The sequence below is a fragment of the Pseudomonas algeriensis genome, assembly GCF_048847255.1.
Classification (GTDB): domain Bacteria; phylum Pseudomonadota; class Gammaproteobacteria; order Pseudomonadales; family Pseudomonadaceae; genus Aquipseudomonas.
Window position 1 is genome coordinate 1 of the sequence record NZ_JBKKRK010000010.1, and the last position, 15869, is coordinate 15869.

Here is a 15869-nt window from a genome sequence, read left to right on the forward strand (position 1 = left end):
TGTGGGAGATTCTATGTTGCAGGGGAACCCTGCAGCATAGAATTAGGGCGATATTCGCTCTGGTTTTTCATCAGGGCGAATGCCACCCGACACAATTTACGGGCGAGGCTCACCAACGCTTGGGTTCTGGCGAAACCTCTTGCCAAGCAGGACTCGTAGTAAGGCTTCCAGACTGGAGACCGGCAAGCCGCCATTGCTGCGGTGTGTGCCAAGCGTCGCAGCTCGCCATCTCCTTTCTTGCTCAGGTGTCTGGGACTGTGTTTTTTTCCGGAGTCCTTTGGCCTCAGGTCCATCCCTAAAAAGGCAATGAACGCATCGCCGCTGGCGAAGTCACCTCGCATGAATGCGGTCGCCAGGCTTGTTGCCGTCAGTTCGCCCACACCCTCAATGGCTTTGCAGCGGTTGATATTCTCAGTAATTCCCGCCCCTTGGCTGGCTTCACGCAATAATTTCTGAATGGCCCGATCGCTTTGCTTGAAGGCGTCCAGTTGCTGGGTCAGGATATCTTTCAGAAGCGGTTCGCCCGACCAGCTCAGCATGAGGCTGACGCGAGCTTTGATCAGTTCTGCACGCTTGCGTAGCAGGCTTCTTAGCACTTTGTAGGCATCGGGAGGTGGTGTCCAGGCACGTAGCCGTTGCTGTTCATTCGTCAGATAACGCGCCAGCAAACGTGCATCACAAGGGTCGGTTTTTGCCCGCTGCCCAATGCTTTCACGGTAATGGGCCACACGATAGGCATCCACAACATAAACCCTGTGCCCCATCCCATGGGCCAGTTCAGCCGTATCCAGGTGATAAAAGCTGGTGGCTTCCAAGGCAATCAAGCTTTGCGCTGGCAACATTTTGAGCCAGCGGACAAGGGCTTCACGATTGTTATCGACGATTTGAATGCTTTTCAGATCCTCGCGATAAGCGACAATTTCAGCCTTGGCGACATCAATACCGATAACCGCTGGAGAGGTAAGGATTGTCATGTCGAATCCTCGGAGCTAGGGTTTAGATGCTTGTCGGGGTCTACCGTAGCGCTGGCTTGCTTCTATCGTCGGTTTTACCGATGAATTCCTTATCGGCGCTTTAGGTAGAAAGGGCGGGACGAGAAGTCTCCCACGGTCCGTACTGGCTAGAGTCGGAATCGAGCTTTTAGTCCTGCCCACCCCTTCAAGTCTAAACATACAAGCGAGCTTGCTCCGGGCGGCGATCCGACGATGAACACACCTCAGTTCTTGACCGGCGGCTTGCGCAACAGGCTGAACGCCATCGCCGCGAGGAACAGCACGCTCAGTAGCAACACCGCCCACAAGCCCATTTTCTTCCAGTTGGTGTCAACGACCGCAGGCACCGCTTCAACCGTTGGCGTCGACGTAGTGGTTCCGTTTACCTTCGCCGAACCCAGCGCCGCCAGGCGTGACGGTTTGTAATCCGGAATCAGCGTGGTCAACGGCAAGTTGGCCGCCTTTACCGTCGCGCTGCCCAGTGCCAGCTGGTATGGCCCTTCGCCCCGTGCCAGGAACACCACTTGGGTCGCCCGCACGGCAAAACGCAGCGCAGGCGCTTCGGTGCCCAGACCGCCGCCGCGCTCATCCACCGTCAGCTTCAATTGTTGAACGGTCTGGCCGGACAACTGCAGCTGGTTTTGCTGCACGTCCTGACCGTTCTGGGTCAGGCGATAGAGCAAGCCACCGCCCATCGGCTGCCACGGATGGCTGCTTTCACGGCGACCGGCCAGGGTCACCGGCGCCAGGCTGTTGGCCTGGCTGAGCTCCACCTGCACCTGCTCGATGTCCAGCCCCATCGGCAACTGCCATGTGTACTCACCGGCCTTCGTCGTGTTGCCGGCAAGCGGTTGCGACCAGACCAACGGCAGCGGCAGGCTTTCGCGGCTGGCGCTTTGCAGTTGGGCTGAGGTCAGCACCGGCGCCGAGGACGGCGAATCCCACAGCAACCGCAAGTACCGCGCCGATTGCCCGGGCAGGTTCACTTCGTGCTGCTCGACCCGCTCATCGGCAAATGTCAGCCGGGCGACCTGCCCTTCCCCCCAGGCCTGCCAATGCTGCAAGTCATCGCTGGCTTCGATGGTGAAGCGCTGGAAGCCGTCGCGCTCGCTGGTCCAGTCGAGGATCAACTGCTGCAGCGGTGCCTTGATTGCGCTGGCATCGAGCAGCCAGCCGCGCAATTCTTCTTCCCCCGCTTCGAGTCGGCTGGACGGCTGCACTTGCACCAACGTGCCGTTGGCGTTCGATTGCACCCGCACGCTGGGCGCGCGCTCGCTGTCGTCCGCGGCGTTGTACAACGGGAACCACTTCACATCGGTGAGGGTGCGATTCTCCCGGCTCTGAGCCGACTCGCGCACCAACGCATAGGCCTGGGCCTGCCCGGCGGCGTTGAAGACCCGCAGGTCACTGAGGTCGGTTTGCCGCGCCTGCAACTGGACGTCCAACGGTAACGGCAAGCGATACCACGGCCCCTCGCCGCTCAAGGCCAACGGCACCTGATGGACAAAATCCTGCGGTTGCTCCTGCGCCGTCGCCGACAAGGCTGCCCACAGCCCGACCACGCCCAACCCGATTCGACTCAACTTGCGACTCAAGACGACACTCCCTCACTGACAGGCATCGGCGGTTCGGCATCGGCGGCCGGCTCCGGACGTTTCGGTGGCAGCGGCGCAAAATAACCGACCACCAGCAACAACACGCCCACGCCGATAAACGACACGATCCGCGCCAGACCGCCACGGTTACTCAATTCGACGAAGAACAGCTTGGCCACGACGACAGCAATCAACGCGGCGCCGATCAGCCACACCTCACGGCGATGGCGCAGGTGACCGCCGATCATCAGGCCCAAGGCAATCAAGGTCCAGACGATGGACAGACCGGCCTGCACGAACATGGATTCAAGCAACGCATCCAGTTCGTACGCAACCCCCATCCACTGGTGCGCACAGCGCATCACCACGGCAGTGAAGAACGCGAACAGCGACACACCGGCGGTCAACTGAGCGATATGCCCGACGCGACTCCAACGGTTTGTCGACTGCTCCACGGCGTTGCGGGCCCACACGTAAATACCGAACAAGGCGAACAGCAGGCCCAGCTCCAAGGGATTGAGCAACGGCACATAGGGCAGTGGCTCAGAGTTGCCGTCACTGAAGGTGTTGGTCAGCCAGAACCAACCGAGCATCAACAGCGCCATCGGTGCCGCCGCGTAGACGCGGTATTCGCGCGGTTGAGCCGATACCGGCCAGGGCAAGGTGCGCGGCGTTGACACCAGCACCAGGTAAAGGCTCGGCAGGATCGCCCAGGCCAACCAGCGCCAGGCGTTGTATTGCTCAGACAGCAACAGCAGGCCGTAACGCAGCTCCAGCATCAACACCGTCATCAGCAGCCAGCAGCCGAGCACATGAGCCGTACTGCGCGCCTGGGCCGGCAGTATCGGCGCGAGCCGTTTCAAGGACATGAAATGCACGGCGAACACCGCAAGCCAGGCCAGCCAACCGAAATCCGCCGCCGGGTGGTAACGGCTGTGCCCGGTCGCCACCAGCACACAGCCCGCCGCCGGGATCAGCAAGGTGCCCAACAACCCCAGCGCCGGCCATTTCAAACGCAGCGACAAGACGCTCCACACCGCCACGCTGGCCGCCGCCACCATCAGCAACAAGCTGCCTTGCAGGTTGGCCGGGGCAAAGCGCAGCACTTCGCTGACCCATGCCAGCGCCCACCAACCGGCACCCCAAATCAGCAACAGCTCGGACAGGCGCCGCAAACTCAAGGCGTCGAGCTCCTTCGCCGAATGCGCCCGTTGCAGCCGCCATGCACCCACCAGCGCCGCCAGTCCCAGAACCAATGGTGTCCAGAAACCGCTGTGGGCCAGCGGACGAAGATCCTCGGCATCGAGCGCCCCCAACAGCGCCGGCCCCGCAGTGAGGAACGCCGCACCGCCCAGCAATTGCAGCAGCAAGCCGAAGACAAAACTCACCCGCTGCTTCAGGTACAGGCTCAACCAGATGATCAACAGGCCGCTGGCCGCCCACACGCCGCTCGCCGTTTGCCAAGGCAGGACGAAGAGCACCGCGAGATTGATCAGCACCAGTCCCGCCAGCAACACCACCGACAAGCCACGCAGCAACCGCACATCGTTGCGCACCATGTCGTCGCGCGCCGCCAGCAGCATGCCGCCGATCAATGCCAGGCCAATCAGCGAAGCACTGAGCAAACCGCTCCAGCCAGCGCTGAACACGGCCGTCGAATCCCCGTCCGCACCTTGCAGGCGCACCAGGAACAACGCACCGCCCAGTAGCTGGACGGCGAACGCCGTGAACAAGAAGCTACGTGATTGCAGGCGCAGGCCAACGAACAGCGTCGCCAGGCCGGCCAATGCCCAGGCGATGGCGGTGCCGTGGGTGGAGAAGAACAGCGGAGCCAGCAGATAAAGGAAGCCTAGGCCCAGCACCGCCAGCACGGGTTGGCCCTGGCGCTCCCAGCTCGCGATATGGTCAGGCTCTGCCTTGCGCAACTGATAGAAGCTGAACAGCAAGGCGCCACCGAGCATCAACGCACCCAGCCACGAACCTTCCAGCAGGCTGCCTTCACCTGAATGCAATTCGCTGACGAAGGCCAGCGCCGAACCCAATTGCAGCAACAGGGCAAAGACTCGCGCGAAGGGCCGTTGTTGGCGCAGGCCCAGCCAGAAGATGCCGGCGCCCTCCACCGCCCATGCCGCGGCAGTCCAACGGGCATCGAGGCCGAGCGGAATCGCCAGACTGCTGAAAATCACGCCCAAGGCGAGGCAGGTTTCAGCCAGCAACACGGCGCGACCGCCCATCAATACGCGGGCCAGACCCATGTAGATCATGCCCAGGGCCAAAGCACTGAACGCTGCGGCGAATTCCAGGTGCTGGACCAACGCGAACTGCAAACCGAAGCCTACCAACGGAGGGCCGAAGAGCATGCTGCCATCGACGTAGTCACCCTTGCGGGCCGACCAGCGCAACATTGCATCGCGGCTGTCATCGTCGGGTCCATCGCTCATTTCCATCAGCTTGCGCCGGGTGAACAGCAAGCCGATCACCAAATACATCAGGAAAAACACAATGAGGAACGGTTCGGTGCTCCACAACAATTCCGGCGTATAGGAACGCAAACCCCAGGCGAAACCAATGCCGAAAGTACCAACAAAGCCAATCAGGTTGAGCAGGCGCCAGGCTTTGAACCAGGCAATCGCGAGGATGCCGGCGTTGAGCAGGATGAAATAGCTGAACAGCCCGACGTGGTTGCCACTGCCGGTGGAGGTGAGGATCGGCGCGGCAAACCCGCCCAGCGCCGCGGCCGCCGCCAGGCCCATGGCATTCTGGGTGACCGCCAGGATCGCCGAGAACACCGTGACCGCCACCAGCAAGGCCAGCGCTGCCTTGGAATCGAGCAATGGATGCAGGCGCATGGCGGCAAACACGGTCAGGTACAGCACCGCAATGCCCGTGCCTTGGAGCATCAATGCATAACTGTTGTTACGTTGGCGCAACCACCAGCCCAGGCCCAACAGGCCCAGCGCGCTGGCCGCGACGCCGGCATAGCGCAATTCGATCGGCACCACCATGCCTTCGGTGGCGTAGCGCAGCAGGAATGCCAGACCGAGGAATAACAACACCACCCCGACCCGCAACACCGTATTACCGCCGAACAGCCAGTTGCGCGCGGCGGTGATGGCGCGATCGAACAGATTCGGGCCACGGGGAACCGCAGGCGCAGGCGACGTCGATTCAAGGGGCAACGGCGCAAAGTCACGATGGGAGGGACGGCTGGAAGCGGCCGGCGCAGGACTCCAGATTTCATCAGGCAACGGCTGGCTGGCCTGGGTGCTCATGACGGAGATGGGTTCGAGGTCTGGCGGCAGTTCCCAGACCAGCTCCGGCTCGGTGCGGGTCTCGGGTTTTGGAGCCTGGGGCGCGACGGCCTCGGCCGCCGGCGCCGGGTCACTCGGCTGGGCGGCCTTGCCGCGTTCGAGCACCGCCAGCCGCGCTTCCAAGGTGAGCAGACTCTGCTGGGCCTCTTGCAACAGGATCTGCTGCTTGGCCGCCTGGATACCCAAGCGCCCCAGTCGAAACGACTGGGCGATGCCGAGCCCGACCAACGCGCCTATCAGCGCATCGGCGAACGACTCGTCCACCACCCAGCCGAGTGCCAGGCCCAACAGTGTCAAAATCCATTGCATATGGTCGATATCCCTAAGCGGCCCGTAGCGGGCATGACCGGGAGGATGCGGTGCCTGGATCAGTCTAGTGGAAACCCCAAAACCCTGCGGGAGCGAGCTTGCTCGCGATGGCGTCGTTTCAGGCGACAGTGATCGTGCCTGACATGCCGCTATCGCGAGCAAGCTCGCCCCCACAGTGGATCGTTGGCGCTTCCAGTACTGAATCCGGCTTCACAACCCGGCGAATCAGGCGCTTAGTATATCGACGAAGCCCAACCGTCGTTGGGCTTCGCTCACATTTCTCGCAAGCGTTATTCCAGCGCTTTCCAGATATCGGTGGCGTATTCGCGAATGGTCCGGTCCGAGGAGAACCAGCCCATGCGCGCGGTGTTGAGCACCGCCGAGCGCCACCATTGCTTGGAGTCGTGCCACTTCTCTTCGACCTTCGCCTGGGCATTCCAGTAAGCGTCGAAATCGGCGCAGACCAGGAAGCGGTCGTAGTCCACCAGCGAATCCACCAATCCGGTGTAGCGCATCGGATCGTCCGGGGAGAACACCCCGCCCCGAATCGCCTGCAACACATCGTTGAGGCGATGGGAGGCGGCGATGTCCGGCGCGGCGCTGAACTCACCGTTGCGCTTGCGCGCTTCCACCTGCTCGGCGGTCAGGCCGAAGATGAACATGTGCTCATCGCCGACGCGCTCGTGCATCTCCACGTTAGCGCCATCCATGGTGCCGATGGTCAGCGCGCCGTTGAGGCCGAACTTCATATTACTGGTGCCCGACGCCTCGAAACCGGCGGTGGAAATCTGCTCTGACAAGTCCGCCGCCGGAATGATGCTTTCGGCGAGGCTGACGTTGTAATTGGGCAGGAAAACCACTTTGAGCAGACCGCGCACGGTCGGGTCGTTGTTCACCACCCGGGCGATGTCGTTGGTCAGCTTGATGATCAGCTTGGCCTGGTGGTAACTGGCGGCGGCCTTGCCGGCGAAGATCTTCACCCGCGGTACCCAGTCCACTTCCGGCTCGGCACGAATCGCCTGGTACAGCGCCACGGTATGCAGCAGGTTGAGCAACTGGCGTTTGTACTCGTGGATGCGCTTGACCTGCACGTCGAACATCGCCGCCGGGTTGACGGCGATGCCCAGGCGCTCGTGAATCAAGTAAGCCAAGGCTTTCTTGCTGTGCAGCCGCTGCTCGGCGAACTGCTTGCGGAACGCCGGCTTGTCGGCGAACGGCTCCAGCTCGATCAGCCGTTCCTCGGGGTTGTCGAGCACGCCAGGCCCCAGAGCGTCGACCATCATCGAGGTCAATTCGGCGTTGGCCTGGAACAGCCAGCGGCGGAAGGTGATGCCGTTCGTCTTGTTGTTGATTCGCTCTGGATAGAGCTTGTGCAGCTCGGAGAACACCGTGCTGCGCATCAACTGGGTGTGCAACCCGGACACGCCGTTGACGCTGTGGGAGCCGAGGAACGCCAGGTTGCCCATGCGCACCCGGCGACCGTTGTCTTCCTCGATCAGCGACACCGAGCGCAGCACGTCGAAATCATGCACGCCCTTGGCCCGCAGCGAATCGATGTGCTGGGCGTTGATCAGGTAGATGATCTGCATGTGCCGAGGCAGCATGCGCTCCATCAACCCTACCGGCCAGGTTTCCAGGGCCTCAGGCAGCAACGTGTGGTTGGTGTAGGACAGTGTGTCCTGGGTGATCTGCCAGGCCGCGTCCCACGCCACATCGTAGACGTCCACCAATTGGCGCATCAGCTCGGCCACGGCAATGGACGGGTGCGTGTCGTTGAGCTGGATCGCCGCGTGATCGCCCAGGGTCAGCACCGAGGTGTGCATGTTGCGATGACGACGCAGCAAGTCCTGCAGCGAAGCGGCGACAAAGAAGTACTCCTGGCGCAGGCGCAGCTCCTGGCCGGCCTCGGTGCTGTCGGCCGGATACAGCACGCGGGAAATACTTTCGGCCCGGGCCACTTCGGCTACGGCGCCGAGGTGGTCGCCGGCATTGAAGCGCTCCAGGTGCAGCTCTTCCATGGCCCGGGCGCGCCACAAGCGCAAGGTGTTGACGCTGGCGCCACGCCAGCCGACCACCGGCGTGTCATAGGCGATGGCCCGCACGGTTTCGGCCGGGGACCACACCTGGCGAGTCTTGCCGGTTTCGTCGGTGACGGTTTCGACGCTGCCGCCAAAGCCGATTGGGTAGACGACTTCAGGCCGCTCGAACTCCCAGGGGTTGCCGAAATCCAGCCAGTGCTCGGTCTGCTCCTGTTGCCAGCCATCGACAATCGCCTGGCGGAACAAGCCGTGTTCGTAACGAATACCGTAGCCATGACCGGCGATACCCAGTGTCGACATGCTTTCCATGAAGCACGCCGCCAGACGGCCAAGGCCGCCGTTGCCCAGGGCCGCGTCGGGCTCCAGCAGACGGATGCGTTCCAGGTCGACACCCAGCTCGGTCAGCGCTTCGCGGGCGGTGTCCAGCAGGCCGAGGTTGCTCAGGCTGTCGTAGAGCAGGCGGCCGATGAGGAATTCCAGGGAGAGGTAATAGACACGCTTCTGGCCCTTGCGGTAGATCTGCCGCGTGTGGTCCATCCAGTGTTCGACCATATGGTCGCGGGCGGCAAGGGCGATGGCTTCGAACCAATCGTGATCAAACGCATGATCGGGATCCTTGCCGACGGCATAAGTGAGTTTGGTCAACACAGCGTCGCGAAATGCCGCAACCTCAGCTTCGCGAACAAGTGGTTCTTGAGTCATTGATGAGACCTCGAACGAGCATGGAATTGTCTGAGCCTAGTCGGTCTGACAGACGGTAAAGGCTCTTGGTTCGGTGGTTTTTCCGTCGGCGCCGGAGAATCGTCGCCAAGGAATTGCCGATGGACGAATGAATGCAGGGGCCGTGCCGGTAAGGGCGGGTTTTGTCGGGACGCAAAAAAAACCGGCAGATGGTCGTTCAAAATTTCACCAGTCCCGGTATGATCGCGCGCCCTGATGCATGCTGGTACACACCGATGATGAAGCCCAACCTGATCGCCGCCGCGGAGATCGACCGACTCGATACCTGGGCCAAGTACTCCGCCCCGATGTGCGGTTCCTGCGTGTCGAGCTGCTGCACGCTGCCGGTGGAGGTGAAGATCAAGGATCTGATCCGGATTGGCATCGTCGATGAGTTCGAACTGGGCGACCCGCCGAAGAACATCGCCAAGCGCCTGCAAAAGGAAGGGATCGTCGAGCGCTACAACCAGAAATCGGAAATCTTCACGTTGCAACGCATGAGCAACAACGATTGCCTGTACCTGGACCGAAAGAGCCGGCTGTGCACCATCTATGAGAAGCGCCCGGACACCTGCCGCAACCATCCACGGGTTGGGCCACGGCCGGGTTATTGCGCGTACAAGCCCAAGGAAGTGGAGCGCGAGCGCAATCCTCGGACGTTGGATCGATTCTGATCGACTGATGGTTTAGCGGTGACTGGCCTACCGCTATCGCGAACAAGCTCGCTCCCACAAGGAATCTGTGCCTGACGCAAAATTTGCGCCGAATAGAGCTCCCCTGTGGGAGCGAGCTTGCTCGCGAAGGGGCCCTGGAAGGCGCCACATAAATCCCAGGCACAAAAAAACGCCCCCGGTCTCACAACCGGGGGCGTTTTTCATTCAGCCTGGGCTAAATCAGGCCTTGGCTTTCTTGGCGGCGCGGGTACGCTCGCTTTCGTCCAGGATCTTCTTGCGCAGGCGGATCGACTTAGGCGTCACTTCGCACAGCTCGTCATCCTGGATGAATTCCAGGGCCTGTTCCAGAGTGAAGCGAACAGGTGGAACCAGGGCGATGGTTTCGTCTTTACCCGAAGCACGCATGTTGTCGAGCTTCTTGCCCTTGGTAGGGTTCACGCCCAGGTCGTTGTCACGGCTGTTCAGACCAACGATCTGGCCGCCGTAGATTTCCTGGCCGTGCTCGACAAACAGCTTGCCACGCGCCTGGAGAGTTTCCAGGGAGTAGGTCAGTGCCTTGCCGGTTTCAACCGATACCAGAACGCCATTCTGACGGCCGGACATGTCGCCCGACTTCATCACGTCGTAACGGTCGAAGATCGAGGTCAGGATGCCAGCACCGTTGGTCAGGGTCAGGAACTGGTTACGGAAACCGATCAGACCGCGAGCAGGGATGTTGTATTCCAGACGTACACGGCCTTTGCCATCCGGCACCATGTTGGTCAGGTCGCCCTTACGCAGGCCCATCTCTTCCATCACCTTGCCCTGGGATTCTTCCGGCAGGTCGATGGTGACGTTTTCGAACGGTTCGTGCTTCACACCGTCAACCAGACGGATGATCACTTCCGGACGGCCTACAGCCATTTCGAAGCCTTCACGACGCATGGTTTCGATCAGTACCGAAAGGTGCAGTTCGCCACGGCCGGAAACCTTGAACTTATCAGCCGAGTCGCCTTCTTCAACGCGCAGTGCAACGTTGTACAGCAGCTCTTTGTCCAGACGTTCCTTGATGTTACGGGACGTCACGAACTTGCCTTCTTTACCGCAGAATGGCGAGTCGTTGACCTGGAAGGTCATGGAAACGGTCGGCTCGTCGACGGTCAACGGCTTCATCGCTTCAACGGTGTCCGGGTGGCACAGGGTGTCGGAGATGAACAGCGAGTCCATACCGCTGATGCAGACGATGTCGCCGGCGGCAGCTTCTTCGACGTCAACGCGGTGCAGGCCATGGTGACCCATCAGCTTCAGGATACGACCGTTGCGGCGCTTGCCGTCGGCGCCGATAGCCACGACCGGGGTGTTCGGCTTGACGCGACCACGGGCGATACGGCCAACACCGATCACACCCAGGAAGCTGTTGTAGTCCAGTGCCGAGATCTGCATCTGGAACGGACCGTCACGGTCAACGGCCGGTGCAGGTACGTTGTCGACGATCGACTGGTACAGCGGGGTCATGTCTTCAGCCATGTCGGTGTGGTCCAGACCGGCAATGCCGTTCAGGGCCGAGGCGTAGACGACTTTGAAGTCCAGCTGTTCTTCGGTGGCGCCCAGGTTGTCGAACAGGTCGAAGATCTGATCCAGAACCCAGTCCGGACGCGCGCCTGGACGGTCAACCTTGTTGATGCACACGATCGGACGCAGGCCGGCTTCGAAGGCCTTCTTGGTCACGAAACGGGTTTGCGGCATAGGGCCGTCCTGGGCGTCAACCAGCAGCAGCACGGAGTCGACCATCGACATCACGCGCTCTACTTCGCCACCGAAGTCGGCGTGGCCCGGGGTGTCCACGATGTTGATGTGGTAGCCGTTCCAGTTGATGGCGGTGTTTTTCGCCAGGATGGTAATACCGCGCTCTTTTTCCTGGTCGTTGGAGTCCATCACGCGCTCGTCGTTGAGCTCGTTGCGCTCCAGGGTGCCGGATTGACGCAAGAGTTTGTCTACCAGGGTGGTCTTACCATGGTCAACGTGAGCAATGATGGCGATGTTGCGTAGATTTTCGATCACTTGTGTATCTCGATCAGAGGATTCGGTGTGCTGACAGGTCGTGGCAGCGATTTACAGTAGAGTCCGACAGTTACAGCGTGTCGGCGGCGTCGGGGGGCCGGTGACGCAGGCCACAGGCAAACAGCCCCGGGCACTTAGCTCGGTCGATAAACGCGCACATTGGCATGCCCCTCACTGAGCAAATGGTGAGCATGCAGGCGACTCATCACGCCTTTGTCGCAATACAGCAGGTACTGGCGAGTAGGGTCCAGTTCCTTGAAACGCGCGTTCACTGCATAGAACGGCATCGTTTGTACCTCGACGCCGGCGATACTCAGCGGGTCGTCCTCAGCATCGTCCGGGTGACGGATGTCGATGATGATCTGACCGGCCAGCGCTTCGCCGACTTCTTCAATCTGGATGTCCTGGCCCAATTCGTCGATGACCCGATCGATCGGTACCAGCCTGGCGTTCTCGATCGCGCGCTCGAGTACCGCCATGTCGAATTCTTTCTCTTCGTGCTCCACGCGCCCGCGCTTGGCCGCCGTCTTCGGATTGACCGAGATGACCCCGCAGTACTCGGGCATGTGCCGGGCGAAATCGGCGGTGCCGATCTCGTTCGCCGTGTCGATGATGTCCTGCTTGTGGCTGGCGATCAGCGGGCGCAGCACGAGTTTCTCGGTCACGCAGTCGATCACCGACAGGTTCGGCAGCGTCTGGCTCGATACCTGGGAAATCGCCTCGCCGGTCACCAGCGCGTCGATGTGCAGGCGGTCGGCGATGCTCGTCGCGGCACGCAACATCATACGCTTCAAAATGACGCCCATATGACTGTTATCGACTTTGCCGAGAATCTCGCCCAGGACTTCTTCGAACGGCACGCTCACAAATAACACGCGCTGGGAGCTGCCGTACTTCTTCCAGATGAAGTGCGCCACTTCCATCACGCCCAGCTCATGGGCGCGCCCGCCGAGGTTGAAGAAGCAGAAATGGCTCATCAGGCCGCGACGCATGATCTGGTAAGCGGCGACGGTGGAATCGAAGCCACCGGACATCAGCACCAGCGTTTGCTCCAGTGACCCCAACGGGTAACCGCCGATGCTGTCGTGCTGGCTGTGGATCACGAACAACCGCTGGTCGCGAATTTCGATGCGCACTTCAACTTGCGGGTCTTTCAGCGAAATCCCGGCGGCGCCGCACTGCCGGCGCAGCTGGCTGCCGACATAACGTTCCACGTCCATGGAACTGAACGGGTGCTTGCCGGCGCGCTTGCAGCGGACCGAAAAGATCTTGCCGGCCAGTGCATCACCATAATGGAGCATGCACTTGGCGAGGATATCGTCGAAGTCCCCCAGCGGGTACTCGTCAACTTGCAGGAAATGCGCGATGCCCGGCATGCAGCTCAGGCGCTCGGTCATTTCCTTCAGCAGCTTGGGTTCGCTGACGCGGGTTTCCAGTTCGAGGTTGTCCCACACACCGTTCACCACCACGGCCGGGTCCAGGTCACGGAGCACGGCACGGATGTTCTTGGCCAACTGGCGGATGAAACGCATCCGTACCGGGCGGCTCTTGATGGTGATCTCGGGGAAGACTTTTACGATTAGTTTCATGAAAACAGCGCGCGAACGGCCAGCCGAAAAAGGGGGGCGCGGATTATAGCGGAAATTGCTCAAGGTTTAACCAGTTTATGTGCAGATGGTTTTGCGTGCACCAAAACGGGTCATTATCGACTGACAGCGCCACATTGCAGTGCGTTATTGTCTGACAATCTTTGATTTGCGCCTGTAAAAGCGTGGATTTGGTGCAAAAAACCCATGGTGGGGCACTGGCATGCAATTTGCTCCCTTGTGAGGCAGGTTGCCTTGGCAGAGTATTCGCGCCGGCATCACCCATATCTAAGGGCACTCCACTACCCGCCCGAAGCCACCCGGAGGACATATGTCGAAGTCGGTTCAACTCATCAAAGATCATGACGTCAAGTGGATTGATCTGCGCTTCACTGACACCAAAGGCACTCAACATCACGTGACCATGCCGGCCCGTGATGCGCTGGACGACGAATTCTTCGAAATCGGCAAGATGTTCGACGGTTCTTCCATCTCCGGCTGGAAAGGCATCGAAGCCTCCGACATGATCCTGATGCCGGACGACGAAACCGCCGTCCTGGACCCGTTCACCGAAGAGCCGACCCTGATCCTGGTCTGCGACATCATCGAACCTTCGACCATGCAAGGCTATGACCGCGACCCACGCGCCATTGCCCACCGCGCCGAGGAATACCTGAAGTCCACCGGTATCGGCGACACCGCTTTCTTCGGTCCAGAGCCTGAGTTCTTCATCTTTGACTCGGTCAAGTTCAAGTCCGATATCTCCGGCTCCATGTTCAAGATCTTCTCCGAACAAGGTTCGTGGATGTCCGACCAGGACGTGGAAGGCGGCAACAAAGGCCACCGTCCAGGTATCAAAGGCGGCTACTTCCCGGTTCCACCGTTCGACTTCGACCACGAAATCCGTACCTCCATGTGCAACGCACTGGAAGAAATGGGCCAGACCGTCGAAGTTCACCACCACGAAGTGGCAACTGCCGGCCAGAACGAAATCGGTGTGAAATTCAACACACTGGTGAAGAAGGCTGACGAAGTCCAGACCCTGAAGTACTGCGTACACAACGTTGCTGACGCCTACGGCCGCACCGCGACCTTCATGCCGAAGCCTCTGTACGGCGATAACGGTTCGGGCATGCACGTGCACATGTCGATCTCCAAGGACGGCAAGAACACCTTCGCTGGCGAAGGTTATGCCGGTCTGTCGGACACTGCTCTGTACTTCATCGGTGGCATCATCAAGCACGGTAAGGCCCTGAACGGCTTCACCAACCCGTCGACCAACTCCTACAAGCGTCTGGTACCAGGCTTCGAAGCCCCGGTCATGCTGGCCTACTCGGCTCGCAACCGTTCCGCCTCGATCCGTATCCCTTACGTTAACAGCCCGAAAGCCCGCCGTATCGAAGCGCGCTTCCCGGATCCGGCTGCCAACCCATACCTGGCCTTCGCTGCGCTGATGATGGCCGGCCTGGACGGTATCCAGAACAAGATCCACCCTGGCGATGCCGCTGACAAAAACCTGTATGACCTGCCGCCTGAAGAGGCCAAGGAAATCCCACAGGTTTGTGGCAGCCTGAAAGAAGCCCTGGAAGAGCTGGACAAGGGCCGTGCGTTCCTGACCAAGGGCGGCGTATTCAGCGATGACTTCATCGACGCTTACATCGCACTGAAAAGCGAAGAAGAAATCAAGGTTCGCACCTTCGTACACCCACTGGAATACGAGCTGTACTACAGCTGCTGATCCAGTAAGCGCCGCCACGCACGGCGTGAACTAAAGAGAGGCCTCCTTCGGGAGGCCTTTTTTATGGGCGCAGGATGCGTGCATGATGGTGCGCCGCTTCCCTTACAAGACGAGATCGCCAATGACTTCCCGCTTGAAGATTTGCCTCGCCCTGTCTGCCGCACTGCTGTGTTCCACAGCCGAGGCCAGCAACGCCCCCGACGCCCTGACGCCGTTGCTCAATGCCATCGGCGAACGCCTGCTGATCGCAGATCAAGTGGCCTTGAGCAAATGGGACAGTGGCAAACCCGTAGAGGACCGTCCGCGCGAGCGCGAAGTCATTGCCGCCGCCGTGGCCCAGGCGCCCACCTACAAGCTGAACGGCGAGACGGTGGAGGCGTTTTTCGCCGCCCAGATAGAAGCCAACAAACTGGTCCAATACATCAACTTGTCCGACTGGGCCCTGGACGGCAAGGCGCCAGACCTGCCGCGCCCGGACCTGGTAGGCGAGATCCGCCCTAAACTCGACCGCCTGCAAAAACGCCTGCTGCAACAACTGGCCGACTTCGCGCCCTACCGCACCGATCCACAGTGCCCGCAATGGCTGGCCCAGGCCACCCACCACAACAAACAGCACCCGGTGCACCGGCTGGCCCTGATCCGGGCAACCGGCGGACTGTGTATATCCACACAATCCTGAGGCCACACCCCCTTTCCCTGTGGGAGCGAGCTTGCTCGCGATGAGGCCAGCATATCCAATACCTCAGCGACTGAGACGCCGCTGTCTCGAGCAAGCTCGCCCCCACACTGGCTTTATGCCGCCATGACATCCAGGCATGACACTGGACTCTGGGCAGGGCGCAACACTTTGGCCAACCGCCCACCG

At 60.7% G+C, this 15869-nt stretch carries 9 protein-coding genes; 3 read left to right on the forward strand and 6 right to left on the reverse strand.

Annotation, left to right across the window (positions count from 1 at the left end):
- Nucleotides 1–11 precede the first annotated feature (11 nt).
- The 4 genes from ACLK1G_RS16125 to ACLK1G_RS16140 all read right to left on the reverse strand — a co-directional run bounded on the left by ACLK1G_RS16125 (nt 12) and on the right by ACLK1G_RS16140 (nt 8948).
- Nucleotides 12–974, reverse strand: a complete 963-nt coding sequence (locus ACLK1G_RS16125; protein ID WP_420766129.1) for an IS110 family transposase — start codon at nt 972–974, stop codon at nt 12–14.
- A gap of 242 nt (nt 975–1216) precedes the next feature.
- A complete protein-coding gene (locus ACLK1G_RS16130) occupies nt 1217–2587 on the reverse strand; it encodes a DUF3999 domain-containing protein (RefSeq protein ID WP_420766320.1) in 1371 nt (456 codons plus the stop codon).
- Nucleotides 2584–6207: a DUF2339 domain-containing protein gene (locus ACLK1G_RS16135; protein ID WP_420766321.1), complete on the reverse strand. Its 3624-nt coding sequence runs from the start codon at nt 6205–6207 to the stop codon at nt 2584–2586. Before ACLK1G_RS16135 ends, ACLK1G_RS16130 begins: the two co-directional genes overlap by 4 nt.
- A gap of 290 nt (nt 6208–6497) precedes the next feature.
- Nucleotides 6498–8948: a glycogen/starch/alpha-glucan phosphorylase gene (locus tag ACLK1G_RS16140; RefSeq protein ID WP_420766322.1), complete on the reverse strand. Its 2451-nt coding sequence runs from the start codon at nt 8946–8948 to the stop codon at nt 6498–6500.
- A 254-nt stretch (nt 8949–9202) separates the two neighbouring features.
- On the opposite strand from ACLK1G_RS16140, the gene ACLK1G_RS16145 reads away from it, so the two are divergent.
- Nucleotides 9203–9640: a YkgJ family cysteine cluster protein gene (locus ACLK1G_RS16145; protein ID WP_024778075.1), complete on the forward strand. Its 438-nt coding sequence runs from the start codon at nt 9203–9205 to the stop codon at nt 9638–9640.
- A gap of 219 nt (nt 9641–9859) precedes the next feature.
- Here ACLK1G_RS16145 and typA read toward each other — a convergent pair whose 3' ends face one another.
- Both typA and thiI read right to left on the reverse strand, forming a co-directional pair.
- The gene (typA, locus tag ACLK1G_RS16150) at nt 9860–11680 is read right to left on the reverse strand and encodes a translational GTPase TypA (protein ID WP_420766323.1); all 1821 of its coding nucleotides are present in this window, start codon (nt 11678–11680) and stop codon (nt 9860–9862) included.
- 134 nt (nt 11681–11814) lie between these two features.
- The gene (gene thiI, locus ACLK1G_RS16155) at nt 11815–13269 is read right to left on the reverse strand and encodes a tRNA uracil 4-sulfurtransferase ThiI (protein ID WP_420766324.1); all 1455 of its coding nucleotides are present in this window, start codon (nt 13267–13269) and stop codon (nt 11815–11817) included.
- 328 nt (nt 13270–13597) lie between these two features.
- On the opposite strand from thiI, the gene glnA reads away from it, so the two are divergent.
- Both glnA and ACLK1G_RS16165 read left to right on the forward strand, forming a co-directional pair.
- The gene (glnA, locus tag ACLK1G_RS16160; RefSeq protein ID WP_014336114.1) at nt 13598–15004 is read left to right on the forward strand and encodes a type I glutamate--ammonia ligase; all 1407 of its coding nucleotides are present in this window, start codon (nt 13598–13600) and stop codon (nt 15002–15004) included.
- 121 nt (nt 15005–15125) lie between these two features.
- Entirely contained in the window at nt 15126–15683 is a 558-nt protein-coding gene (locus ACLK1G_RS16165; protein ID WP_420766325.1) for a chorismate mutase, read from the forward strand.
- Nucleotides 15684–15869 lie beyond the last annotated feature (186 nt).

Excerpts from the sequence above, each read along its gene's own strand:
- ACLK1G_RS16125 (WP_420766129.1), bottom strand. The coding sequence starts at position 974 with ATGACAATCCTTACCTCTCCAGCGGTTATCGGTATTGATGTCGCCAAG.
- ACLK1G_RS16135 (WP_420766321.1), bottom strand. The coding sequence starts at position 6,207 with ATGCAATGGATTTTGACACTGTTGGGCCTGGCACTCGGCTGGGTGGTG.
- ACLK1G_RS16145 (WP_024778075.1), top strand. The coding sequence starts at position 9,203 with ATGATGAAGCCCAACCTGATCGCCGCCGCGGAGATCGACCGACTCGAT.
- glnA (WP_014336114.1), top strand. The coding sequence starts at position 13,598 with ATGTCGAAGTCGGTTCAACTCATCAAAGATCATGACGTCAAGTGGATT.
- ACLK1G_RS16165 (WP_420766325.1), top strand. The coding sequence starts at position 15,126 with ATGACTTCCCGCTTGAAGATTTGCCTCGCCCTGTCTGCCGCACTGCTG.
- thiI (WP_420766324.1), bottom strand. The coding sequence starts at position 13,269 with ATGAAACTAATCGTAAAAGTCTTCCCCGAGATCACCATCAAGAGCCGC.
- ACLK1G_RS16140 (WP_420766322.1), bottom strand. The coding sequence starts at position 8,948 with ATGACTCAAGAACCACTTGTTCGCGAAGCTGAGGTTGCGGCATTTCGC.